This window comes from Nocardioides agariphilus, from assembly GCF_015352445.1.
Lineage (GTDB): Bacteria > Actinomycetota > Actinomycetes > Propionibacteriales > Nocardioidaceae > Nocardioides > Nocardioides agariphilus.
In genome coordinates this window covers 1-23,832 of the sequence record NZ_JADKPO010000043.1, presented here as the reverse complement: position 1 = coordinate 23,832, position 23,832 = coordinate 1, and the positions used below count along the sequence as shown (strand labels likewise).

General features: G+C 69.6%; 25 protein-coding genes. 5 read left to right on the top strand and 20 right to left on the bottom strand.

From position 1 onward, the window contains the following. Positions 1-3: 3 nt before the first annotated feature. From ISU10_RS21035 to pdxT, 13 genes are all read right to left on the bottom strand, one after another. On the bottom strand, positions 4-2,235 hold the full coding sequence (locus ISU10_RS21035; protein ID WP_194698418.1) for a RelA/SpoT family protein: 2,232 nt from the start codon (positions 2,233-2,235) through the stop codon (positions 4-6). Positions 2,236-2,324: 89 nt separating this feature from the next. Continuing rightward, the gene (locus tag ISU10_RS21030; RefSeq protein ID WP_194698412.1) at positions 2,325-2,873 is read right to left on the bottom strand and encodes an adenine phosphoribosyltransferase; all 549 of its coding nucleotides are present in this window, start codon (positions 2,871-2,873) and stop codon (positions 2,325-2,327) included. 9 nt (positions 2,874-2,882) lie between these two features. Next, positions 2,883-4,133, bottom strand: a complete 1,251-nt coding sequence (gene secF / locus ISU10_RS21025; protein WP_194698411.1) for a protein translocase subunit SecF — start codon at positions 4,131-4,133, stop codon at positions 2,883-2,885. Next, positions 4,133-5,953 carry a protein translocase subunit SecD gene (gene secD / locus ISU10_RS21020; RefSeq protein ID WP_194698410.1) on the bottom strand — a complete coding sequence of 607 codons (1,821 nt, stop codon included), beginning with the start codon at positions 5,951-5,953 and terminating at the stop codon, positions 4,133-4,135. The genes secF and secD overlap by 1 nt, the downstream gene beginning before the upstream one ends. Before the next feature lie 2 nt (positions 5,954-5,955). Continuing rightward, complete coding sequence (yajC, locus tag ISU10_RS21015) at positions 5,956-6,279, bottom strand: preprotein translocase subunit YajC (protein ID WP_194698409.1); 324 nt, start codon at positions 6,277-6,279, stop codon at positions 5,956-5,958. A 166-nt stretch (positions 6,280-6,445) separates the two neighbouring features. Next, positions 6,446-8,188 (bottom strand): ABC transporter ATP-binding protein, encoded by a 1,743-nt coding sequence (locus ISU10_RS21010; protein WP_194698408.1) that lies wholly within the window; start codon positions 8,186-8,188, stop codon positions 6,446-6,448. Continuing rightward, complete coding sequence (locus tag ISU10_RS24270) at positions 8,185-9,141, bottom strand: ATP-binding cassette domain-containing protein (RefSeq protein WP_370865767.1); 957 nt, start codon at positions 9,139-9,141, stop codon at positions 8,185-8,187. Before ISU10_RS24270 ends, ISU10_RS21010 begins: the two co-directional genes overlap by 4 nt. A gap of 242 nt (positions 9,142-9,383) precedes the next feature. Further along, on the bottom strand, positions 9,384-10,421 hold the full coding sequence (ruvB, locus tag ISU10_RS21000; RefSeq protein WP_228501594.1) for a Holliday junction branch migration DNA helicase RuvB: 1,038 nt from the start codon (positions 10,419-10,421) through the stop codon (positions 9,384-9,386). Positions 10,422-10,467: 46 nt separating this feature from the next. Then, positions 10,468-11,067: a Holliday junction branch migration protein RuvA gene (ruvA, locus tag ISU10_RS20995; protein ID WP_194698407.1), complete on the bottom strand. Its 600-nt coding sequence runs from the start codon at positions 11,065-11,067 to the stop codon at positions 10,468-10,470. Next, on the bottom strand, positions 11,064-11,585 hold the full coding sequence (gene ruvC, locus ISU10_RS20990) for a crossover junction endodeoxyribonuclease RuvC (protein ID WP_228501592.1): 522 nt from the start codon (positions 11,583-11,585) through the stop codon (positions 11,064-11,066). The genes ruvA and ruvC overlap by 4 nt, the downstream gene beginning before the upstream one ends. 94 nt (positions 11,586-11,679) lie before the next feature. Further along, positions 11,680-12,207, bottom strand: coding sequence for a hypothetical protein (locus tag ISU10_RS20985; protein WP_194698405.1), 528 nt, complete (start codon positions 12,205-12,207; stop codon positions 11,680-11,682). 23 nt (positions 12,208-12,230) lie between these two features. Next, on the bottom strand, positions 12,231-12,995 hold the full coding sequence (locus ISU10_RS20980) for a YebC/PmpR family DNA-binding transcriptional regulator (protein ID WP_194698404.1): 765 nt from the start codon (positions 12,993-12,995) through the stop codon (positions 12,231-12,233). A 20-nt stretch (positions 12,996-13,015) separates the two neighbouring features. Then, the gene (gene pdxT / locus ISU10_RS20975; protein ID WP_194698403.1) at positions 13,016-13,627 is read right to left on the bottom strand and encodes a pyridoxal 5'-phosphate synthase glutaminase subunit PdxT; all 612 of its coding nucleotides are present in this window, start codon (positions 13,625-13,627) and stop codon (positions 13,016-13,018) included. 57 nt (positions 13,628-13,684) lie between these two features. On the opposite strand from pdxT, the gene ISU10_RS20970 reads away from it, so the two are divergent. Then, positions 13,685-14,254: a peptidoglycan-binding domain-containing protein gene (locus ISU10_RS20970; RefSeq protein ID WP_194698402.1), complete on the top strand. Its 570-nt coding sequence runs from the start codon at positions 13,685-13,687 to the stop codon at positions 14,252-14,254. Here ISU10_RS20970 and ISU10_RS20965 read toward each other — a convergent pair. The 7 genes from ISU10_RS20965 to ISU10_RS20935 all read right to left on the bottom strand — a co-directional run bounded on the left by ISU10_RS20965 (position 14,251) and on the right by ISU10_RS20935 (position 20,698). Next, on the bottom strand, positions 14,251-14,397 hold the full coding sequence (locus tag ISU10_RS20965; protein WP_194698401.1) for a hypothetical protein: 147 nt from the start codon (positions 14,395-14,397) through the stop codon (positions 14,251-14,253). The two genes, ISU10_RS20970 and ISU10_RS20965, sit on opposite strands and share 4 nt — an antisense overlap. A 39-nt stretch (positions 14,398-14,436) precedes the next feature. Then, complete coding sequence (gene pdxS / locus ISU10_RS20960; RefSeq protein ID WP_194698400.1) at positions 14,437-15,381, bottom strand: pyridoxal 5'-phosphate synthase lyase subunit PdxS; 945 nt, start codon at positions 15,379-15,381, stop codon at positions 14,437-14,439. A gap of 33 nt (positions 15,382-15,414) precedes the next feature. After that, positions 15,415-16,059, bottom strand: a complete 645-nt coding sequence (pgsA, locus tag ISU10_RS20955; RefSeq protein WP_194698399.1) for a phosphatidylinositol phosphate synthase — start codon at positions 16,057-16,059, stop codon at positions 15,415-15,417. Positions 16,060-16,094: 35 nt separating this feature from the next. Beyond that, entirely contained in the window at positions 16,095-17,339 is a 1,245-nt protein-coding gene (locus ISU10_RS20950) for an ROK family protein (RefSeq protein WP_228501584.1), read from the bottom strand. A 4-nt stretch (positions 17,340-17,343) separates the two neighbouring features. After that, positions 17,344-18,612 (bottom strand): sugar ABC transporter permease, encoded by a 1,269-nt coding sequence (locus ISU10_RS20945; protein ID WP_194698397.1) that lies wholly within the window; start codon positions 18,610-18,612, stop codon positions 17,344-17,346. Continuing rightward, complete coding sequence (locus tag ISU10_RS20940) at positions 18,609-19,433, bottom strand: ATP-binding cassette domain-containing protein (RefSeq protein WP_194698396.1); 825 nt, start codon at positions 19,431-19,433, stop codon at positions 18,609-18,611. The genes ISU10_RS20945 and ISU10_RS20940 overlap by 4 nt, the downstream gene beginning before the upstream one ends. A gap of 137 nt (positions 19,434-19,570) precedes the next feature. Continuing rightward, positions 19,571-20,698: a sugar ABC transporter substrate-binding protein gene (locus ISU10_RS20935; protein ID WP_194698395.1), complete on the bottom strand. Its 1,128-nt coding sequence runs from the start codon at positions 20,696-20,698 to the stop codon at positions 19,571-19,573. Between the two features lie 189 nt (positions 20,699-20,887). Here ISU10_RS20935 and xylA point away from each other — a divergent pair, with 189 nt between their 5' ends. The 4 genes from xylA to ISU10_RS20920 all read left to right on the top strand — a co-directional run bounded on the left by xylA (position 20,888) and on the right by ISU10_RS20920 (position 23,641). After that, positions 20,888-22,096: a xylose isomerase gene (gene xylA / locus ISU10_RS20930; RefSeq protein WP_194698394.1), complete on the top strand. Its 1,209-nt coding sequence runs from the start codon at positions 20,888-20,890 to the stop codon at positions 22,094-22,096. 128 nt (positions 22,097-22,224) lie between these two features. Continuing rightward, entirely contained in the window at positions 22,225-22,848 is a 624-nt protein-coding gene (locus ISU10_RS20925) for a hypothetical protein (protein ID WP_194698393.1), read from the top strand. Between the two features lie 137 nt (positions 22,849-22,985). Beyond that, the gene (locus ISU10_RS23695; protein ID WP_267239214.1) at positions 22,986-23,117 is read left to right on the top strand and encodes a hypothetical protein; all 132 of its coding nucleotides are present in this window, start codon (positions 22,986-22,988) and stop codon (positions 23,115-23,117) included. Between the two features lie 32 nt (positions 23,118-23,149). Further along, positions 23,150-23,641: a GNAT family N-acetyltransferase gene (locus tag ISU10_RS20920; RefSeq protein WP_194698392.1), complete on the top strand. Its 492-nt coding sequence runs from the start codon at positions 23,150-23,152 to the stop codon at positions 23,639-23,641. The last annotated feature ends 191 nt before the right edge of the window (positions 23,642-23,832 follow it).

The following is a 23,832-nucleotide window of genomic DNA, read 5'->3' as shown; positions in this document are numbered from 1 at the left end:
GGGCTACTGGAAGACCCGGTAGGCGTCGAAGACGCCCGGCACTGATCTCACGGCGCGCAGCACGCCGTCGAGGTGCTTGGCATCGGCCATCTCGAAGGTGAACCGACTCTTGGCGATGCGGTCGCGGGTGGTGGACAGGTTGGCCGACAGGATGTTCACGTGCGCGTCGGAGAGCGCCATGGTGATGTCGGAGAGCAGGCGGTTGCGGTCGAGCGCCTCGACCTGGATGTTGACCAGGTAGGTCGACTGGGCCGTCGGGGCCCACTCTACGTCGAGCAGCTTCTCGGGTTGGGCCTGCAGGGAGGCAGCGTTGGTGCAGTCGCGACGGTGCACCGACACTCCCCCGCCCTTGGTGACGAAGCCGAGGATCGCGTCGGGCGGCACCGGGGTGCAGCACTTGGCGAGCTTGACCCACACATCGGAGGCGCCCTTGACGATCACGCCGGTATCGCCGCCCACGGAGACCTTCGAGCGGACCCGGCGCCCGGTGATCCGGACGCCCTCGGAGAGATCCTCCTCGGCGCCCTGGTCGCCGCCGTGGATCTCGATCACCCGGCGCACGACAGCCTGCGCGGACAGGTTGCTCTCGCCGACGGCCGCGTAGAGCGCTGACACGTCCGCGAGCTTGAAGTGGACCGCCGCCTCGGTGAGCGACTCGTGGGACAGCACGCGCTTGAGCGGCAGGCCCTCCTTGCGCATCAGCTTGGCGATCTGCTCCTTGCCGCGCTCGATGGCCTCCTCGCGGCGCTCCTTGGTGAACCACTGGCGGATCTTCGATCGCGCGCGCGGCGAGCGGACGAACCCCAGCCAGTCCTGCGACGGGCCGGCGTTGGGCGCCTTGGAGGTGAAGATCTCGATGACATCGGAGTTGTCGAGGGTCGACTCCAGCGGCACCAGGCGTCCGTTGACCCGCGCACCGATGGTGTGGTGACCGACCTCGGTGTGGACGGCGTAGGCGAAGTCGACGGGGGTCGAGCCGAGCGGCAGCGCGATGACGTCGCCCCGCGGGGTGAAGACGTAGACCTCGGCTCGGTTGATCTCGAAGCGCAGCGACTCCAGGAACTCGCCCGGGTCCTCCACCTCGGACTGCCAGTCGAGCAGTTGGCGTACCCACGACATGTCGTCGAGGTCACCGCGCTGGTCGGTGTCGAGGCCCTTGCTGCCGTCCTCCTTGTACTTCCAGTGCGCCGCGACGCCGTACTCGGCGCGGCGGTGCATCGCGTGGGTGCGGATCTGGATCTCGACCGGCTTGCCCTGCGGGCCGATGACCGTCGTGTGCAGCGACTGGTACATGTTGAACTTCGGCATCGCGACGTAGTCCTTGAACCGCCCGAGCACAGGGTTCCACCGGGAGTGCAGCACGCCGAGCACCGAGTAGCAGTCCCGGTCCTCCTCGACCAGGACCCGCAGGCCGACCAGGTCGTAGATGTCGGAGAACTCGCGGCCGCCCAGGATCATCTTCTGGTAGATCGAGTAGTAGTGCTTGGGCCGCCCGGTCACCGTCGCCTTGACCTTGGCGTCCTTGAGGTCGCTCTTGACCTGGTCGACCACCTCGGCGAGGAACTGGTCGCGAGACGGCGCGCGGTCGGCGACCATGCGCACGATCTCGTCGTAGACCTTGGGGTGCAGGGTCGCGAACGCGAGGTCCTCGAGCTCCCACTTGATGGTGTTCATGCCGAGGCGATGGGCCAGCGGCGCGTAGATGTCGAGGGACTCGGTGGCCTGGCGTTCCTGCGTGGACTGCTTGACGTAGCGCACCGTCCGCATGTTGTGCAGCCGGTCGGCGAGCTTGATGACCAGCACCCGGATGTCGCGGGCCATCGCCACGATCATCTTGCGGATGGTCTCGGCCTGGGCGGCGTCGCCGTACTTGACCTTCTCGAGCTTGGTGACGCCGTCGACGAGCACAGCGACCTCGTCGCCGAAGTCGGCACGCAGCTGGTCGAGGGTGTAGGCGGTGTCCTCGACGGTGTCGTGCAGGAGTGCGGCGACCAGGGTCGGCTCGGTCATGCCGATGTCGGCGAGGATGGTGGTGACGGCAAGCGGGTGGGTGATGTAGGGGTCGCCGCTCTTGCGGGTCTGCGTGCCGTGGTACTTCTCGGCGGTCAGGTAGGCCCGCTCCAGCAACGCCAGGTCGGCCTTGGGATGGTTGGCCCGGACCGTGCGGAACAGTGGCTCGAGCACCGGGTTGCCGGTCTGGGTCCGCGACCCCATCCGCGCCAACCGGGCCCGCATGCCGCGGGCAGGCGCCACCGCATCCGGGGTGCTTACGGCGGCGGGGACCGCAGGAGACTGCTCAGCCATCGCTGGAAGTCTACGGGCGGTCAGATGGTCAGCAGGCTGGTCAACGGCAGGTCGCCGACGGTCTCACGACCTCCGAGGTCGCCCAGCTCCATCACCACGGCGATCCCGTGCACCACGGCACCGGCCTTCTCGACCAGGCGGATGACCGCGGCAAGGGTGCCTCCGGTCGCCAGCACGTCGTCGACCACGAGCACCCGCGAGCCCGGCGCGAGGGCGTCACGATGCATGTGCACCGCGTCCTCGCCGTACTCGAGGAAGTAGGTCTCGCTCAACGTCTCGCGCGGCAGCTTGCCCGGTTTGCGCACAGGCACGAACCCCGCGCCGAGCGCGAGTGCCACGGGCGCGCCGAAGATGAAGCCCCGGGCCTCGACCCCGAGCACCCGGTCGACGACCACCCGCCCGCCGACGTCGCGGCCGGCGGCGGCCAGCGCCGTCACCACGTCATGGAACGCCACCGGGTCGGCGAGCAGCCCGCTGAGGTCCTTGAAGACCACCCCCGGCTTGGGGAAGTCGGGCACGTCGACCGACAGGCGCGCAATCGTGTCGTTGACGCTCGCTGGGACGCCCATGAGCGGAACCTACTTCTTGCCGCGCTTGGAACGAGACTGGCGTGTCGGCTGAGCTCGGCCCGCGGCGGTGCTCGGCGTGACCGGCCGCGACGCCTGGGGTACGACGCGCCCGCGGCCGGTCGGGACCGGCTTGGCCGGCGTTGTGGTTGCAGGGGGCACGACGTCCTCGGCCAGTTCGTCGTCATCCTCGAGGTCGTCGCTCTCGTCGCGCACGGGAAGGTCGTCGGCGAAGACCGGGACGTTCGCGTAGCGGTCGTCGGCCTGGTGGCGACGCTTGGCCGCGAGCCGCTTCTCCAGCTGCTTGTTGGCCGTCTCGCCCTGCTTCATGTGGGCCAGCAGGGGCGTGGCGATGAAGATCGAGGAGTAGGTGCCCGCGGCCATGCCGACGAACAGCGCGAGCGCGAGGTCCTTCAGCGAGCCGGCACCCAGCTGGACGGCACCGACGTAGAGGATCGCGCCGACCGGGATCAGCGCCACGATCGAGGTGTTGATCGAGCGCACCAGCGTCTGGTTGACCGCGAGGTTGGCGGCCTCGGGGTAGGTCATCCGGACGGCCCGGAGGTTCTTGGTGTTCTCGCGCACCTTGTCGAAGACCACGACCGTGTCGTAGAGCGAGAAGCCCAGGATGGTCAGCAGTCCCGTGACCGTTGCGGGCGTCACCTCGAAGCCGGACAGCGCGTAGACGCCGATGGTGATGATCACGTCGTGGGCCAGCGCCACGATGGCGGCCACCGACATCTTCCACTCACGGAAGTAGGCCCAGATGAACAGCACCACCAGCACGAGGAACACGACAAGTCCGGTCGCCGATCTCTTGGCGACGTCCTTGCCCCAGCTGGCGCCGATCTGCTCCTCGGACACTCCGTTGGTCGGGTCGACGTCCATCGTCTGCGCGAGGACGTTGCGGATGTCCTCGGACTGGGCGGTGGTCAGGGTCTGGACCTGGACGATGATGCTGCGCTCGCCGGCGGTGTTGACCACCGGCGACTCCGTGCCGGCGATCCCGCTGGCGGCGACGGCCTCGCGGATCTTGTCGGCGTCGGTCTGGTTGACCTTGGGCGCGCTGTCGGCCACCGTCACCTTGTACTGGGCACCGCCGACGAACTCGATGCCCATGTCGAGGCCCTTGAAGTAGAGCCCGCCCACGGCCAGGAGCACGATCACGCCGGACATGGCGTACCAGAGCCACTTGCGGCCGACGAAGTTGACCGACCTCTTGCCGGAGTAGAGCTCGTTGCCGAGCCTGGAGAACTTGCCCATCAGGCCCTCCCTCCAGCAGTCGCCGGTGTGCCGAGATTGATCTTGTCGATGCCGAGAGCCTCGGCATCGAGGCCGGACAGCTTGTGTCCCTGGTTGAAGAACCTGAAGCGCGAGAGCCACGACACCATCGGGTGGGTGAACCAGAAGAAGACCACGAGGTCGATGAGCGTCGAGACACCGAGCGCGAACGCGAAGCCGCGCACCACGCCTGCGGCGAAGATGTAGAGCACCACCGCCGCGAGCAGCGACACCGCGTCCGCCGCCAGACAGGTATTACGGGCTCGCGCCCAGCCGGCCTCGACCGCGACCCGCATCGACTTGCCGTCGCGCATCTCGTCGCGGATGCGTTCGAAGTAGACAATGAAGGAGTCGGCCGTGATGCCGACCGCGACGATCAGTCCCGCGATGCCGGGGAGCGTCAGGGTGAAGTTGGCCGCGGCGCCGAGGAGCAGGACGACCCCGTAGGTGATGGACGCTGCCACGATCAGCGAGGCCAGGACCACCAGGCCCAGGCCGCGGTAGTAGATCAGGCAGTAGATCATCACCGCCATCAGGCCGATCAGGCCGGCGTAGATGCCGGCCGAGAGCTGGTTGCCGGCCAGCGAGGGACCGATGGTCTCGACGCTGACGTCCTTCTCGAAGGCGATCGGCAGCGAGCCGTAGCGCAGGCTGGTGGCCAGGGCCTGCGCTGACTCCTGGTTGAACGAGCCGGAGATCTGGGCGCGGCCGTTGTTGATCCGGCCATCCATGCGCGGCGAGGAGAGCACGTTGCCGTCGAGCACGATGGCGAAGAGGTCCTCGGTGCCGACCAGGGCGTTGGACACCTTCGCGAACGCCTCGGTGCCGTGCCCGTTGAACTCGAGGTTGACCACCCAGCTCAGCTGGTTCTGCGGGACCCCCGCCGATGCGTCGGACAGATCGGTGCCCTCGACGACCGCGACCGACAGCAGGAACTTCTGGCCCTGGTCGTCGCAGCTGAGCAACGGCCAGTTCGGGTTGTCGCCCTCGACCGCCTCGCCCGTGTTGGGGTTGACGCTCTGGGAGCGGGTGTCGGTGCCGCAGGCGAAGGCGTTGTAGGCGGCCAGTGACTTCTCGTCGGGGTTCTGCTGCCAGGCCAACGCCTTGTCGACGGGGTCCTTGCTCTCGGCGGCCGCGTCGGTCGGGGTCGCCGTCGGCGATGCCGTGCCCGTGGGGGACCCGGTGCTGCTGGAACCGTCGGTGGCCGTCGCCGTGCCGGTCGGGTCGGCGGACTGGGAGTCGTCGGGCAGCACGAATGGCGCCCGGTTCTTGCCGGTGGCCTTCTTGGTCGGCGACGCGGTCGGGGAAGGCTTTGCCGTGGAGCTGCTGGACGCCGCGGGCGTCTCGCTCGGCAGCAGCACGCCCCCGCCGGGTGTCGTCGACGGCGTGGGCTCACCGGAACCCGTGGCGGTCGGTGCGGCGGTCGGCTGCGCCGTCCCCGCGCCGTACTGGGCGACGAGCCGGAACCTCAGCTGTGCCTGGCGCTTGACCACGTCGACGAGCTTGCTCTGGCTGCTGTCGCCGGGCACCTCGACCACGACGTACTTGTTGCCCTCGGTCGTGACCTCGGCCTCGGTGACACCCGAGCCGTTGACGCGGGCGTCGATGATGCCGCGGGCCTCGTCGAGACTCTCGGTGGTGACACCGTCGCCCGTCGCGGCCAGGCGGATGCGGGTGCCGCCCTCGAGGTCGAGACCCAGGGCAGGGCTCCACGAACCGGCCAGGGCAACCAGGCCGTACATCACCGCGATCCCGAGGAAGAACACCACCAGGGTGCGCAACGGGTTGGTACGACGAGCCATGCTCAGCGCTCTCCAGTCGTGTCGTCGGCACTCGTGCCGGTGGACTCGGACGTGTCCTCGGACCCGGGAGGTGCCAGACGCTGCCCGACGGCGCCGCGCGCGACCTCCACGACCACGTCATGGGCGATCTCGACGCGCACCCTGTCGTCGTCCAACGATCGAACCTCGCCATAGATCCCCGAGGTCAGCATCACCTGGTCGCCGAGGTTGAGGGTCGACTGCATCTGGCGCACCTCGCGCTGGCGACGGGCCTGCGGGCGGATCATGAGCAGGTAGAACAGGAGTCCGATCGCTACCAGCGGCAGCAGGCCGGCGAGCTCTTGCACGACAACAGACCTCTTCACAGGGGTTCTCGGAATGGGGGCCGCACGCATCGGGACGGGCACCAGCCTCAAGCAACGGTGGCGGCAACGGTGAAGTGTAACTGCGCGTGGCGCGGGTCACGGCATCGCCAAGGGCCGGTCACAGATTCGGGCAGGGATCCGGTGGCATTCAGCCCCTGCCGTGCCAGGAGTCCCACAAGGCGGCGTAGGACCCACCGGCGGCGACCAGCTCGTCGTGACTGCCAAGCTCGGTCACCACTCCGTCCTCGACGACCGCGACCCGGTCGGCGTCGTGCGCCGAGAACAGGCGGTGGGCGATGGCGATCACCGTGCGGCCGTCGAGCACGGCGGCCAGCGAGCGTTCGAGGTGACGCGCGGATCGGGGGTCGATCAGCGAGGTGGCCTCGTCGAGGACCAGGGTGTGCGGATCTGCCAGCACCAACCGGGCCAGGGCCACCTGCTGGGCCTGGGCGGCGCTCAGGGCGCGTCCGCCGGACCCCACCCGGGTGTCGAGACCGTCGTCGAGGGAGGAGACCCATCCCGTGGCGTCCACGGCGTCGAGCGCGGCCAGCACCTGGTCATCGTCGGCGCCGGGCGCCGCAAGTGCGAGGTTGTCGCGCAGCGTGCCGGCGAAGACGTGGTGCTCCTGGGTGACCAGTGCGACATGGCCGCGGAGGTCGCCGAGCGGCAGCTCGACCAGGCCGACGCCCCCGACCGTCACCTCGCCCGTCCGCGGCGGGTGGATGCCGGCCAGCAGACGTCCGAGGGTGGACTTGCCGGCGCCGGAGGGCCCGACCATGGCCAGCCGCTCACCCACCCCGACGTCGAGGGAGACACCGTGGAGCACGTCGCGACCGGGCACGTAGGCGAACCTCACGTCGTGGGCGTCGAGCTTCTCGTCGTCGGGCTTGCGCCCGGTCACCTCCCTGTCATCGGGGACCTGGGCCACGCCCAGCAGTCGGGCGAGCGAGGCCGCGCCCATCTGGAGCTCGTCGAGGATCGACACGATGCGGTCGACGGGGTCGATGAGCATCTGCACGTAGAGGGTGGCCGCGGTGACCTCTCCGAGCGAGACATCGCCCCGCGTGTACAGCCAGCCGCCGGTCAGCAGCGTCAGGACCGTGGGGATCAGGTAGGACAGCTCCATCGCGGGGAAGAACACCGTGCGGAGGTAGAGCGTGTAGCGCTCGGCCCAGTAGGACTCGCGGCAGTCGTCGTCGAGCCGGCGCACCTGCTCGTCGGCCAGGCCGAGTGCCTCGACCGTGCGCGCTCCCTCCACCGTCTCGGTGAGCGTGGCGTTGATCCGGGAGTAGGTCGCCGACTCGCGCAGATACCCGTCCTTGGCCCGCGAGAGGTACCAGCGCAAGCCGACCACCAGAGCCGGCACGCCCATCGCACACGGCAGCGCGACCCACCACCCCACCGAGAGGGCGGCACCGAAGGTGAGTACCGCGGTCACGACGGCGATGGTCCACTCGGGCAGCGCCCAGCGCACCGACCAGCCGAGCTGGTCAACGTCGCGGGAGGTACGGGTGAGCAGGTCACCGGAGCCGGCTGACTCCACGACACCCACGGGCAGGGCGAGGGCGTTGCTCACGAAGTCCTCGCGCAGCTCGGCCAGAACCTGCTCGCCGAGCACCTGCGAGACGTAGCGCGCGTAGCGGGTCAGGACTGCCGAGGCGACCACGAACCCGGCCAGCACCAGCATCACCCGGTCGACGTGACCGGCTGTGGTGCCGGTCTCGACGGCTTCGACGAGGTCACCGAGCAGGCGGGGTGCGGCCAGTGTGGTCACGGCTGCTGCGACGTGGAGTGCCAAGGCGCTCCACAGCAGGCGCGGGTGACGCCGCGCGAGCTGACGCGCATAGCCGCGGACGGATCGACCGTCGGCGACGGGCAGGGTCGTACTCACGGGACCACCGCCGCGGCGGCCTCGTCGTCGGACTGACGGGTCACCACCGACCGGTAGTCGGCCCGCGACCTCAGCAGCTCGACGTGGGTGCCCACGGCCACGACGCGTCCACCAGCGAGGAGGGCGACCTCGTCGGCGACATCGAGCACCAGCGGGCTGCTCGTGGTGACGACGGTCGTGCGCCCTGCCCGATGATCACGCAGCCGGCCGGCGATCCGCGCCTCGGTGTGGGCGTCGACAGCGCTGGTGGGCTCGACCAGGACCAGGATCTCGGGATCGGCCGCCAGGGCCCGCGCCAGTACCAGGCGCTGCCGTTGGCCGCCTGAGAACTCTCGCCCGCGCTCGGCCACCTCGGTGCGCAGGCCCTCGGGCAGGGCCGCCAGCACATCCTCGGCCGACGCCGTGGCCAGGGCGGAGGCGACGTCGCCTCGACCGGTTACGTCGAGCCGGTCGCCCAAGGGACCCGAGAGCAGCGTGGCGCCGGTGTCGGACACGACGATGCGACGGCGTACGTCGGTCGGGCGCAGCCTGGTCAGCGGCGTGCCGCCCAGGCGCACGTCGTCGTCGGTCTCGGCGGCCGCCATGCCGAGGCGGTCGGCCAGCAGGGCGCTGTCATCGGGCTGGTCGCTCACCACCGCCGTCAGGAGGCCGGGTCGCACCCGCAACCCGGAGCGCCGGTCGGTGAGCTCCGAACCGATGGGCGGCGGGGTCGCGGGATCGACCGGCTCACGGGTGGCCGGTTCGAGGGCCAAGACGTTGCACACGCGACGAGCCGAGACGCGACCGCGGATCAGCTTGTTGGCGTACTCGGTCACGGTCCGCAGCGGGATCATCAAGAACGCGGAGTAGCCGTAGAAGGCGACCAGCTCGCCGGGCGTGATCGTCCCGGAGACGGCCTGACGCGCCCCGAGCCACACCACCAGCACGACATGCCTCCCAGCAGCGTCTGCCACTGCTGGCGGGCCATCCACCACAGCAACCGTCCCGGCGACCGGTGATCGGCGATGCCGGGATCGGCCACAGGCAGAAGGCGCATTCAGAACACGCTAGAGACCTCCACCGACGAGCCGCGACCCGATGGTCGGCCGGGGCATGAATTACCCGGCTGGCCGGGGAATCCATGGGTTGTCGGCTCATACATTGGCCGACAACCCAGAGTTTCCCCGGCCGACCGGGTAATTCCCCCGCGGCCGGCCTACTCCTCGAACAGGGTCGGCTCACCAGGTACGTCGGCGGGTTGAGGTGGCGCGTCGAGGCCGAGGTGGCGCCAGGCTGCGGCGGTGGCGACCCGGCCGCGCGGGGTGCGGGCCAGGAAGCCGAGGCGGACCAGGAAGGGCTCGGCGACCTCCTCCACCGTCTCGCGCTCCTCACCGACGGCCACGGCCAGGGTCGAGATGCCGACCGGACCCCCGCCGAAGTGTCGGCACAGGCACTCGATGACGGCCCGGTCGAGCCGGTCGAGACCGAGCTCGTCGACCTCGTAGAGCTCGAGCCCGCGGCGCGCCACGTCGTGGGTGACCACGCCGTCGGCCTTGACCTGGGCGTAGTCGCGCACCCGGCGCAGCAGCCGGTTGGCGATGCGCGGCGTGCCACGCGATCGCGAGGCGATCTCGGCCGCGCCATCCTCGGTCAGCTCGACGCCGAGCAGACCGGCCGAGCGGTGCACGATGAGGTCGAGGTCGGCGGCGTCGTAGAACTCCAGCCGGGCGGTGAAGCCGAACCGGTCGCGCAGCGGCCCCGGCAGCAGCCCGGCGCGGGTGGTCGCCCCCACGAGCGTGAACGGCGGGATCTCGAGAGGGATCGCGGTCGCGCCCGGGCCCTTGCCGATGACGACGTCGACCCGGAAGTCCTCCATCGCCATGTAGAGCATCTCCTCGGCGGGTCGAGACATCCGGTGGATCTCGTCGACGAAGAGCACGTCGCCGTCGTTCATCCCCGAGAGGATCGCGGCGAGATCGCCGGCATGGGTGATCGCCGGGCCGCTGGTCAGGCGCAGGGGCGCGGTCATCTCGTGGGCGATGATCATCGCCAGCGTGGTCTTGCCCAGTCCTGGAGGACCCGACAGCAGCACGTGGTCGGGCACCCTGCCTCGTCCGCGCGCGGCCTCGAGGACCAGGCCGAGCTGCTCGCGGACGCGGTGCTGCCCGACGACCTCGGCCAGCGTCTTGGGTCGCAGGGCCGCCTCGACGGCTCGCTCGTCGCCCTCGGCCTCGGCTGCCGTGAGCGAGCCCAGGTAGGCGGCCTCTCGAGCCTCGAGGTCCTCGATCGGGTCCACGAGATCAGGCCTTGCTCAACGTGCGGAGGGCCGACCTGAGCAACGCGGCGACCTGGGGCTCCTCGCCCGCCTCGGGCGCGACCGCGTCGACGGCAGACTCGGCGTCCTTGGCCGACCACCCGAGCCCGACCAGCGCCTGGTGGACCTGGTCCTTCCACGGTGCGGGCGCACTGGCGGGAGAGCCGGCGCGTACGTGTCCGACCGGGGCGCCGAGGCGGTCCTTGAGCTCGAGGATGATCCGCTGCGCGCCCTTCTGCCCGATGCCCGGCACCCTGGTGAGGGTCTTGGTGTCGTCGCTCAGCACGGCGACCCGCAGCTCGTCAGGGGCCAGGCAGGCCAGGATCGCCTGCGCCAGCTTGGGCCCCACTCCGGAGGCGGTCTGCACGAGCTCGAAGACGGCCTTCTCGTCCTCGTCGAGGAACCCGAACAGGGTCAAGGAGTCCTCGCGCACCACCATGCTGGTCGGCAGGGTGGCGGTCTGTCCGGTGCGCAAGGTGGCCAGCGTGCCCGGCGTGCACATCAGCTCCAGGCCGATGCCACCGACCTCGAGCACGGCGCTGTTGAGGGTCACGGCGGCGACCGGGCCGCGGACGAAGGCGATCATCGGGTCCTCCCGGCGAGACGTTGGACGGCGAGAGCGGCATCGATGCGCGCCTGCGCGCCGCCGCGCCAGATGTGGGTGATGGCCAGGGCGAGCGCATCGGCGGCGTCGGCCGGCTTGGGTGGCGCGTCGAGACGGAGGATGCGGGTGACCATGGCACCGACCTGTGCCTTGTCGGCGCGACCACTGCCGGACACCGCTGCCTTGACCTCGCTCGGCGTGTGCGTGGCGATCGGCAGGCCGCGCCGCGCCGCTGCCACGAGGGCGATGCCGCTGGCCTGGGCGGTGCCCATGATGGTGCTCGAGTCCGAGCGCGCGAAGACCCGCTCGACGGCCACCGCGTCGGGCCGGTGCTCGTCGAGCCAGGCGTCGATGCCCTTCTCGATCGTCACCAGCCGCTGGGCGATCGGCACGTCGGCGCTGGTGCGGATCACGTTGACGTCGATCAGCGTGAGCGGCCGGCCGATCGAGCCCTCGACGACGCCGAGGCCGCAGCGGGTCAGCCCCGGGTCGATCCCCAGCACACGCACGTGGTCTCTCCTGGCGCTCGTCCGAACAGGTGTTCGTACGGAACCGTATCCGCGACCACGCGTCGTACGGTGCGCGACACGCGAGTCAGCCGGCGTAGCAGCCGATGTTGGCCGACTCGATCGTGACGTCGGCGAAGCGCAGCCCGTCCCCCTCCACCCCGCTCAGCGTGGCTGTCCCGTGTGTCGTGCCGCAGCCTTGGAAGTCGGGCTGAAGGGGGTCGAGCTCGATGCCGACCTGCCCAGCGGTGGCAGGGGTCTCGCTGTCGATCGGGTCGTTGACGATCAGGTCCGTGCAGAACGAGGCGGCGAGGTCGTGACCGCGCACGATGGTGACCGTCAGACCATCGTCCCCCACGTCGTACGCCGCCCGGGTCGGGTCGGTCTGTGAGCGATCACGCTGCTCGACGGTCACCGCTACGGCGACCGTGTCAGCTGGATTGACCGCCCAGAAGAAGGCGTCCCCGCACCCCTCACCCGGGGAGAGCGCGACCTCGTGGTCGGGATCGACCGCCGTGGCGGTGTCGTCGCCACCGCATCCGGTGAGAACGACGGACGAGCAGAGCAGGACGGGAGCCAGCGACCGGAGCATGGTCGTCGGACGCACGGCGTCCACGGCTCGTTCCGGCCCCGACCGGTCTAGGCGTCGAGCTCGGCCATGATCTCGTCGGAGACGTCGAAGTTGGCGAAGACGTTCTGCACGTCGTCGGAGTCCTCGAGCGCCTCGATGAGACGGAACAGCTTGGCGGCGTTGTCCTTGTCGAGCTGGACCTGCATGTCGGGCACGAACTCGGCCTCGGCGGAGTCGTAGTCGATGCCGGCGGCCTGCAGCGCCGAGCGTACGGCGACGAGGTCGGTAGCCTCGGAGACGACCTCGAAGCTCTCGCCCAAGTCGTTGACGTCCTCGGCGCCCGCGTCGAGTGCCGCCTCCAGCACGTCGTCCTCACTGATCGTCTTGCCGTCCTGGTCCTGCGGGACGATGACCACGCCCTTGCGGTTGAACAGGAACGAGACCGACCCCGGGTCGGCGAGCGAGCCGCCGTTGCGGGTCATCGCGGTCCGGACCTCCATGGCGGCACGGTTGCGGTTGTCGGTCAGGCACTCGATGAGCATCGCCACGCCCGCCGGGCCGTAGCCCTCGTACATGATCGTGGTGTAGTCGGCGCCGCCCGCCTCGGCGCCGGAGCCACGCTTGACCGCACGGTCGATGTTGTCGTTGGGGACCGAGGACTTCTTGGCCTTCTGGATGGCGTCGTAGAGCGTGGGGTTGCCGCCGGGGTCACCGCCGCCCATCCGGGCCGCGACCTCGATGTTCTTGATGAGCTTGGCGAACATCTTGCCGCGGCGGGCGTCGATGACGGCCTTCTTGTGCTTGGTGGTCGCCCATTTCGAGTGGCCGGACATGACTGAGTGATCCCTCTTCCTTACGACTGCTTCACGAGGTCGACGAACATCCGGTGCACCCGGCCGTCGCCCCCGACCTCGGGATGGAACGACGTCGCCATCAGCGGCCCTTGGCGGACCGCGACGATCCTACCGGCGGCAGGCCCGTTGGCCGCGTCGTCGGGGACCCGGCTCAGTACCTCGACTCCGTCGCCCACCGCCTCCACCCAAGGAGCCCTGATGAACACCGCGTGCACGCGCTCGGCCAGTCCGGCGAACTCGAGGCTCGTCTCGAAGGAGTCGACCTGACGACCGAAGGCGTTGCGGCGCACCGTGATGTCGAGACCACCGAGGGTCTCCTGCCCGACGACGCCGTCCTCGATCCGGTCGGCCAGCAGGATCATGCCTGCGCAGGTGCCGAAGACGGGCAGCCCGCCGGCGATCCGCGAACGCAGTGGCTCGAGCAGCTCGAAGATCCGCGCCAGCTTGGCCATCGTCGTCGACTCGCCACCGGGCACCACGAGACCGTCGACCGACGCCAGCTCCGACTCCCGGCGTACGGCGAGTGGGCGCGCACCCAGGGTCTCCAGCACGTGCAGGTGCTCGCGGACGTCGCCTTGCAGGGCGAGGACGCCGATGACCGGGGCTGGCACAGGTCGCAGGCTAGTGGCCGACGTATCCGGACCAGAGCCGGCGTCTCCTACGCAGACATGCGCACCTTGGTGATCTCCCTCGTCGTGGCCATGGCAGCCGTGGCTGCACCGGCATCAGCAGCCCCTGCTGACACCGACAGCCCGCCCGCGGCCGAGCGCGCGCAGGCGACCTGCCACCGCACGTTGCCGACGTACCCCGCCATCGAGCCCGGCACGACCAGTGAGGTGGTGCGCACCCTCCAGTGCGTGCTCAACGACGCGGGTTGGGGTCCGATCACCGTCGACGGGTTCTACGGCCCGGGGACCAAGAGAGCGGTCCGCACGTTCACCGACGGTTTCGAGTGCTGCATCGCGAGCCCGCTCCGCGTGCGCACGTGGTACTGGACGATCCTGTTCTCCCAGTCCCGACGGCTGCGTGGTCTCGAGCTCGGTGACTCCGGGATCCGGGTCAAGACCCTGCAACGCGCGCTGCGCGCAGACGGCGAGACGCTGGTCGTCGACGGTGACTTCGGCACCCAGACGCGCGCCCGGGTCAAGGTCTTCCAGGGCAAGTGCGGCCTCACCAGGAGCGGCCGGGTCAACGGCAAGACCGCGTTCTTCCTCGGCCAGGGCGGCTGCAACGGTTAGCCGCGCGACGAGCCCCACCGGTACTCGACCTCGGGCCGGCCGCCCCCGCCGTACCTCGGCCGCCGCACCACCTGGTCGATGTCGGCGAGATGCTCGAGGTAGCGGCGCACGGTGACCCGGGAAGCGCCGACGACGACCGCCACTTCGGCGGGACCTCCGGGGAAACCGACACCCCCCGCCGACTACCAGCCGCGCTCGGCGAGCCGGTGAGGCTGGGGGATCTCGTCGACGTTGATGCCGACCATGGCCTCACCGAGGCCTCGAGAGACCTTGGCGACGACGTCGGGGTCGTCGTAGAAGGTGGTGGCCTTGACGATGGCCGATGCCCGCTCGGCCGGGTTGCCGGACTTGAAGATGCCCGAGCCCACGAACACGCCCTCGGCGCCGAGCTGCATCATCATCGCGGCGTCGGCCGGGGTCGCGATGCCGCCAGCGGTGAACAGCACGACAGGCAGCTTGCCCGCCGAGGCGACCTCGCGGACCAGCCCGTAGGGCGCCTGGAGCTCCTTGGCAGCGACGTAGAGCTCGTCCTCGGAGAGGCCGTTCAGTCGGCGCAGCTCGGCGCGGATCGTGCGCATGTGGGTGACGGCGTTGGAGACGTCGCCCGTGCCCGCCTCGCCCTTCGAGCGGATCATCGCCGCACCCTCGGTGATGCGCCGCAGGGCCTCGCCCAGGTTGGTCGCACCGCACACGAACGGCACGGTGAACTGCCACTTGTCGATGTGGTTGGCGTAGTCGGCCGGCGTGAGCACCTCGGACTCGTCGATGTAGTCGACGCCGAGGGACTGGAGCACCTGCGCCTCGGCGAAGTGGCCGATCCGGGCCTTGGCCATGACGGGGATCGAGACGGCCTCGATGATGCCGTCGATCATGTCGGGGTCGCTCATCCGGGAGACGCCGCCCTGCGCGCGGATGTCGGCGGGCACCCGCTCGAGCGCCATCACGGCGACGGCGCCGGCGTCTTCGGCGATCTTGGCCTGCTCGGCGGTGACGACGTCCATGATGACGCCGCCCTTCAGCATCTCAGCCATGCCGCGCTTGACGCGGGTGGTGCCGGTGCCAGTGGTGCTCCCGGTGGTGCTTTCGGTGCTGCTCTGCGGCGAACTGCCAGGGGACTGCTGAACCATGGGTCAAGCGTACGGCGACTCGTCGCCGCCTCCCTATTCGGGGACGGCCGGTGGGACGAGCGGTGAGCGGTCCAGCTCGATCGCCTGGCGGCGCACCTTCAGCACGCGGTAGATGACGGTGTAGGCGCTGGCGGGGGCCAGCACCCACAAGGTCAGCTCCATCAGGATCGGCAGGTCCAGCAGGCCGCTGAACCCCGTCGCCAGCAGGATCGAGACGAGGCGGTCGGACCTCTCGGCGATGCCGCCCTTGGCATCGAGGCCGAGGGACTCGGCCTTGGCCCGCGCGTAACTGGTCAGGTTGCCCGTCACCAGGCAGAACAGCGACAGGCACAGGTAGAGGTCGCTGTCGCCGGACCACGCGAAGTACAGCGCGAGTCCGCCGAAGATCGCGGCGTCACCGACGCGGTCGAGGGTGGAGTCCCAGAACGACCCGAACGTCGAGGAGCGCCCGGACTTGCGGGCCATCGCCCCGTCGATGAGGTCGGAGAACACGAACGCCGTGATGAAGACGGTCCCCCACAGCAGCTCACCGCGCGGGTAGAACGCCAGCGCTCCCACGGCGACGCCCATGGTGCCGACGAGGGTGACGGCGTCGGGGCTGACACCCAGCCGGAGCAGGAGGTTGACGACGGGGGCGAGGACGACGCCCTGCCAGAACGCCTTGAATCGGTCCAACATCAGAGTGCTGAATCTAGCGGTAGGACCACCGGGAGCTACCCGACCCCCGCCTGGGCCGGGGTGCTCAGCTCCAGCACGCTGGCCGGGTCGGCCAGCACGGGGGCGAAGACCATCTCTGCCGCACCGCGCCACGGCGACGCCAGGCCGAACGCCGAGGCCCTGATGATGACGTCGCTGCGAGGGCTCATCAGGGTCCAGCGGTCCAGCGTCTTGTCCACGACATCCTGGCGGGCCTGCCACAGCGCGGCCATGGAACCACCGAGCACGATCACCTCGGGGTTGAACACATTGATGACAGCGCGCAAGCCGGCGCCGATCCACTGCCCGACGTCGTCGAGTGCGTCCGCGGCCCGCTTCTCCCCAGCAGCCGCCGCGGCGATCACCTCCGCGACTCCCTCGGGGCCACCGCCGGGCAGGCGGCCCGCGCGGACGAGCAGCTGGTTCTCGCCGACCTTGGTCTCCCAACAGCCCACGTTGCCGCAGCGGCACTGCAAGGTGCTGCTGCCGTCGACCAGCAGGTGACCGACCTCGCCGGCGTACCCCCGTGAGCCGTGCAGAGGCACTCCCCCGACCAAGAAGCCGCCACCGATGCCGACGCTGCCGTTGACGTAGGCGACGTCGGCGTGACCGACCGCCGCGCCCCGGAGGTGCTCGGCGAGCACCCCGAGGTTGGCGTCGTTGCCGGTGAACACTCGCGTGCCGACCCGCTCGGAGAACAGCTCGGTGAAGGGCTGGTCGACCCAGCCGAGGTTGGGCGCGAACCGCACGAACCCGTCGCTGTCGCGCACGGCACCCGGCACCGACACCCCGATCCCGAGGCACCGGGCGGCCGGCTCGGCGACCAGCAGGTCCTCCACCATCTGCGCCGCCGACTCGATCACGTGCGTCACGTCGTGCTCGCCGGGTGCGTGCGGGCGCTGCCGTTGGTGCAGCACGTCGCCGCCCAGCGCCACCAGGGCGGTCACGATGCGGTCGACCCCGATGTCGACCGCCACCGCGACGTTGTCGCGACGGGGCTCGAGCACCAGGGACGGCCGGCCCGACTGACGTACGGCGGACGGTTGCCGCTCGGTGACCAGGCCGAGGTCCTCGAGGGTGGCGGCCAGGCCACCGATGGTGCTCCGGTTCAACCCCAGTCCGCGGGTCAGCGAGGCACGGCTGATCGAGCCGTGCAGGTGCACCCGCGTCAACAACGCGCTCAGGTTGTTGCGGCGTAGCTGGTCCTGCCCGAGACCTGTCTTCGTCGGAGAGGTCGGCGGGCTGGCCGATCGCTTGGTCAAGGTTCTATGCCCGCCCAGATGCCGAGGCGCGACGACGGCTGATGGCATCGACGCTTGCGGCGACCAGGAGCACCAGGCCGGTGATCATGTAGACGTTGCCGGTCGACTGGCGCAGCAGGCCCATGCCGTTGGCGATCACCGCGATCACCAGGCCGCCGATGATGGCGCTGGAGACCTTGCCCTTGCCGCCGAACAGGCTGGTGCCGCCGATCACGGCAGCCCCGACACCGAACAACAAGAAGGTGCCGCCACCGGTGCTGGTCGACACGGAGTTGTTGCGACTGGCGATCAGCAGGCCGGCGAACGCCGCCAAGGTCCCTGTCATCACGAAGCAGGTCAGCTTGACCCGCAGCACGTTGATGCCGGCTCGGCGTGCGGCCTCGGCGTTGCCGCCGACGGCGTAGATGTGCCGGCCCCACTGCGTGCGGTTGAGCACGTAGGTGAGCAGCACCAGCAGCCCGACGATGATCGCGACGACCAACGGCACGCCCTTGATCGACTTCAGGGTCGGGTTGGGGCTGCGCTCCATCGACAGGTAGGCCACGACCGCCAGCACCAAGATGACCAGCGCTGCGGTCTTGAGGGCCCATTGCAGGACCGACTGGACCTCGAGCCCGGTCTTGCGGCGGCGGGCATCGGAGAGCCAGGACAAGACGGCGAAGGCAGCCAGACCGGCCACCGCCATCAGCCAGCCGAGCCAGACCGGCATCGGGTCGTTGTTGAGCGAGAGGATGACCTCGTTGCGGTAGGCGATCGTGCCTCCCTCGCCCACCACGACGAGCAGCACGCCCTGCAGGCCCAAGAAGAACGCCAGGGAGACCACGAACGACGGGATGCCGAGCCGCGCGACCAGCAACCCGATGACGCCTCCGATGACAGCACCCGTGGCCAGGCACGCGAGCAGCGAGGGGATCCAGGGCCAGTTGTGCTCGGTCATCACCACACCGGTGACGGCCGCGGCGGTGCCGCCGATGTAGCCGGCAGACAGGTCGATCTCGCCGAGCAGCAGCACGAAGACCAGGCCCATCGACAGCACGATGATCGCCGCCGCCTGGTTGGTGAGGTTGGCGACGTTGAACTGGCTCGGGAAGCGCTCGGGGCGCAACGCGGTGAACACCAAGAACAGCACGACGAGGCCGAGGACGGCGGGCAGGGAGCCCAGGTCACCACCACGGAGCTTGGTGATGTAGTCGCGGGCGATCGTCTGGATCGTGGGGTGCTCGGGGTGCTGGTCGACGATGTCGGCGTCGTGGCCGACGGTGCTGGTGCTCACTGCTCCTCCTCCACCTGGACGGCGTCCTTGTCACTGAGGCCCATGTCGCCGTAACGGCCGCTGGTGATCAGCTCGACCACCTGGTTGGACGTGACGTCGGTCCGCTTGACCTGGGCCACCATCGACCCCAGGTAGAGAACGGCGATGTCGTCGGCTACCTCGAAGACGTCGTTGAGGTTGTGGCTGATCAGGATCACACCGAGTCCTCTGTCAGCCAGACGGCGCACCAGGCGCAGTACCTGCTCGGTCTGGGCGACGCCCAGCGCCGCAGTGGGCTCGTCGAGGATCACGAGCTTGGAGTTCCACAGCACCGATCGCGCGATCGCCACGGTCTGGCGCTGTCCACCGGACAGCGAGGCGACCGCGGTGCGCACGGAGCGCAGCGTGCGCACGGAGAGCCCGTTGAGGGTCTCGCGGGCGCGCGCCTCCATGGAGTCCTCGTTGAGCGCGAGCGAGCTGCCCATCTCGCGCCCGAGGAACATGTTCTGGACGACGTCGAGGTTGTCGCACAGAGCGAGGTCCTGGTAGACGACCTCGATCCCGAGGGCGTTGGCGTCCTTGGGCCCGTGCACGTGCACGCGCTGGCCCTCGAAGAGGTAGTCGCCCTCGTCGAAGCCGTGGATGCCGGCGATGCCCTTGATCAGGGTGCTCTTGCCGGCGCCGTTGTCGCCGACGAGGGCGGTGACGTGGCCGGCGCGGACGTCGAGGTCGACGCCGCGGAGCACGTGGACGGCACCGAAGCTCTTCTGGACGTTGCGAAGGCTGAGCAGGGGGGTAGCGGTGTCGGCGCCGGGCGACGGCGCGAGGGCCTCGGCTGTCATGAAGCGACCCTTTCGGTGAGGCGGGTGCGGACGGGATGTCGGCTGTGCAGAAAGGTACGGCGGCCCGGCCGGCCATGGGAGCCGGCCGGGCCGTCGCTGGTTACCAGCCCGAGAGCAGGTGCTGGGTGATCAGGCGATCACTCGGTGATGCCGGCCTTGTCGCACGCGGCCTTGACGTCGTCCGTGCACACGTCGGCGTAGGCGGCGAAGCCGTCGTCGAACACCGTCTGGATGTTGTCGAGCGTCACCCACACCGGCACCGCGAGCGCGGACGGGACGTCCTTGTTGGTGTCGGGGTCGGTCACGGATCCGTTGGCGAGCGAGGAGGTGTCATCGCCGTTGATCAGCGCGATGGCCAGCTTCGCGGCCGCGTCGGCCTCGAGGTCGGTGTTCTTGTAGACCGTGCCGGCCTGGTAGCCCATCAAGATGTTCTGCAGGCCCTCGACGCTGGCGTCCTGACCGGTGACAGGCACCTGACCAGCAGAGCCAGCAGCCTTCAGGCGCGCGATCACGCCGCCGGCCATCGTGTCGTTGGCCACCACGGCGCCGTCGATCTTGCCACCGTTGTCGGTGTACATCTGCTCGAAGACGTCGCCGGCCTTGGTGGCGTCCCACTCACCGCTCTGGTCGCCCACGAGGGTGTAGTCGCCGGAGTCGATCTTGTCGGCGAGCGCCTCCTCGTAGCCCTGCTTGAACAGCGAGGCGTTGTTGTCGGTGGCCGCACCGTTGACGTAGACGATGTTGGCCTTGGTCTTGCCGGCCGCGTCGAGAGCAGCGATCAGACCGGTGCCCATCAGGCCGCCGACGGCCACGTTGTCGAAGGACACGTAGAACGACGCTCCGCCACCCGGGGTCAGACGGTCGTAGTCGATGCTCTGGACACCCGCAGCGGTGGCCTTGTCGAGGCACGCCTTGCCCGACTCCTGGTCGAGGTTGACGATCATCAGCACCTTGACGCCTTCGCCGATCATCTGGTCGCAGAGCTGGCCGAAGGTGTCGACGCTGCCCTGTGCGTTCTGGATGTCGTAGCTGACGCCCGCGTCGTCGAATGCCTTCGAGAGGCTCGGCTTGTCGTTGGCCTCCCAGCGGGGCGAGGTCGTCGCGTCAGGCAGGATCACGCCGATGTCGGTGCCACCGCCGCCGCCGCCGTTGCCGCCGTCTCCGGCGGTCGACGAGTCGTCGCTGCCACAGGCAGCCGCGGTGACAGCCACCAGCGCCATCACCGCGACGGCGGTGAAGCGCTTGAGGACTGAGGTTCGAACCATGCTGATGTTCCCTCTCCGGTCAGGTACGCGTGATGGGTTCTGGGACTGGGATGAGATGTGAGCGCCATCACGTGTATGTTGTCGCGCACAACTTAGTCACCATTTTCGTCCCCCCGCAAGGGTGAACCTCCACGGGTTAAGTTGCACCACATAACAAATCGGTTACGACGGCGAGAAAGGCCCGCAACAATGACGACCGACCCGGCCAACACCTCGGCCAAGAACTGGACCACCAACTGGGCCACCAACTGGGTCCCCACCCGCGACGACCGCTTCTCCTTCGGGCTGTGGACCGTCGGCTGGCAAGGCGTGGACGTGTTCGGCGGTGCCGTGCGACCGCCCCTCGAGCCTGCCGAGGCCATCGAGAAGCTCGCCGAGCTCGGGGCCTACGGCGTGACCTTCCACGACGACGACGTGATCCCCTTCGGCTCCTCGGCGACCGAGCGCGAGGCGCGGTTGGCGCCGTTTCGCAAGGCGCTCGAGGCCACCGGGCTCGTCGTACCGATGGTCACCACGAACCTCTTCTCCCACCCGGTCTTCCGCGACGGAGGCCTGACCAACAACGACCGCGACGTACGCCGGTTCGCGCTGCGCAAGGCACTCGACCAGGTCGACCTCGCCGCCGAGCTGGGCGCCAAGGTCTTCGTCGCCTGGGGCGGTCGCGAGGGCGCCGAGTCCGGTGCGGCCAAGGACATCAAGGCTGCGCTCGACCGCTACCGCGAGGGCTTCGACCTGCTCGGCTCCTACGTGCTCGACCAGGGCTACGACCTGCGCTTCGCCATCGAGCCCAAGCCCAACGAGCCGCGCGGCGACATCCTGCTGCCGACCATCGGGCACGCACTGGCCTTCATCAACGAGCTCGAGCACAGCGAGCTGGTCGGCCTCAACCCCGAGGTCGGCCACGAGGAGATGGCCGGGCTCAACTACGCCCACGGCCTCGCCCAGGCGCTGTGGCACGGCAAGCTGTTCCACATCGACCTCAACGGCCAGACCGGGCCGCGCTACGACCAGGACTTCCGGTTCGGCGCGGGCAACGCGCGCGGGGCCTTCTGGACCGTCGACATCGTCGAGAACGGCGGGTACGACGGCCCGCGCCACTTCGACTTCAAGCCGCCGCGCACCGAGGACATGGACGGCGTGTGGGCCTCAGCAGCAGCCTGCATGCGCAACTACCTGGTGCTGCGCGACAAGGTCTCCGCCTTCCGCGCCGACCCCGAGGTACAGGCCGCCCTGACGGCTGCCCGGGTAGACCAGCTCGCCGTGCCGACCGTCGCCGAGGGCGAGACGATCGCCGACCTCCGGGCCGAGGCCTTCGACCCCGACGAGGCTGGTCGTCGTGGCATGGCCTTCGAGCAGCTCGACCAGCTCGCGCTGGAGTACCTGTACGGCGTGCGCTGAGTCGCGGTGCGTGAGTGTTGGTGTCGCCGGTACTGCGGCAACCCCATTCCCTCCGCGCTGTCGGTGCCCGAGACTGCTCCTGGTCCGGGTGCGGGCAAGGCCGTGCGTGACGTCGTAAGGAGACGGAAATGGGTGACAGCTCCACGTTGGTGACGACTCGGCGGGCACTGCACGCCGTCGGCGAGCTCGTGCTCGCGGGTCCCCAGCACGCGGCCACCGGTGAGATCTCGCTGCGCGTGGTGCCGGGTGGTTTCGCCACGACGCACTCCCCCGACCTCCGGGTCAGCGGCACCGATGTCGTCGGCGAGGCGGCGACGGTGGCGATCAACGGTCACACGCCCGCGTCCTTGGCCGAGGCGCTCGGCGTCACCGCTACCGGCATGGCCGACCTCTACCCCGACGGCTCGGGCTTCGCACTCGACGACCACCTCGAGGTGGACCCCGATGCGGCCGCGGAGGTCGCGTCCGCATTCGCGGCGGGCGATGCGGCCTTGCGGGCCCTGGCTCCCACCGAGACGCCGATCCTGTGGCCGGAGCACTTCGACATCGGCATCACCGTGGACGAGGTCAACTACGGGGTCTCTGGAGGCGACTCCTACGTCGCAGTCCCTTACGCCTACGTCGGCCCGTGGTCACCTAGGCCGCAGGACGACTACTGGAACGCGTCGTTCGGTCGGGCCCTCCCGGTCTCGGACATCCCGGACCTTCTCGCCTTCTTCGAGGAGGGGCAGGCTCGGCTCGCGGCAGACTGAGGAGCGCGTCCCTCAACCGTCAGTCATGACGAGGACGCGGATGGTCGGGGTGCCGCGCAGGCGAATCCGCACGCGCGGAGGCTAGGCGTACGGTTGCGACACGGAGCCACTCAGGCAACCGACTCGAGGGAGCCGCGATGAGCGACAAGTCGCCACGCCAGGGCATGACCAAGAAGTCCGGGAAGTCCATCAAGGAGAAGCGCGCCGAGAAGCGCGACAAGGCCCACGTCGACACGCTGTCGGACAAGATCCACGACAAGAAGAAGTAGGCCCGTCGGAGGGCGTCCCTAGGCTCGAGTGCATGAGCGAGGTGACCCTGCGCCCCGGCACTCCCGATGACGCCGCGACCGTGGCGGACATCTGGCACGAGGGCTGGCACTGCGCCCATCCCGGCCATGTGCCCGACGGTCTCACCGAGCGCCGCACGCTCGCTGCGTTCCACGACCGCGCAGCGCAGCGCGTCGCCGACACCACGCTCGCCCAGGTCGACGGCGAGGTGGCGGGCTTCATCATGGTCGTCGGTGACGAGGTCGAGCAGGTCTACGTCGCGTCGACCCACCAGGGCCTCGGCGTCGCGTCGGTGCTGCTGGCCGAGGCCGAGCGCCAGGTCGCTGCCGCCGGTCACCGGGTGGCCTGGCTCGCCGTCGTGACCGGCAATGGACGTGCCCGCGCGTTCTACGAGAAGCACGGCTGGGTCGACGTCGCCGCCCTGCCCTACGAGGTGGTCGCGCTGGGCGAGCGGTTCGTCTCGCCCTGCCGGAGGTACGAGAAGCAGGTCACCGGCTCGCCCTAGACGGTATGAGGTGACCCGGTCGCTGTGACGGGGTTGCGGGTCGGGGCCTCTCTCACAAATGGTCGTGGGTTACCGAGTAGGGGCTGCCTGCCCGGCCTATCCAACAGTTGTGGGAGGCCCCGATGTTCACCGAGCGTACGAGCGTTGGGCTCGACGTGCACGCACGATCTGTCGCGGCGGCGGCGATCGAT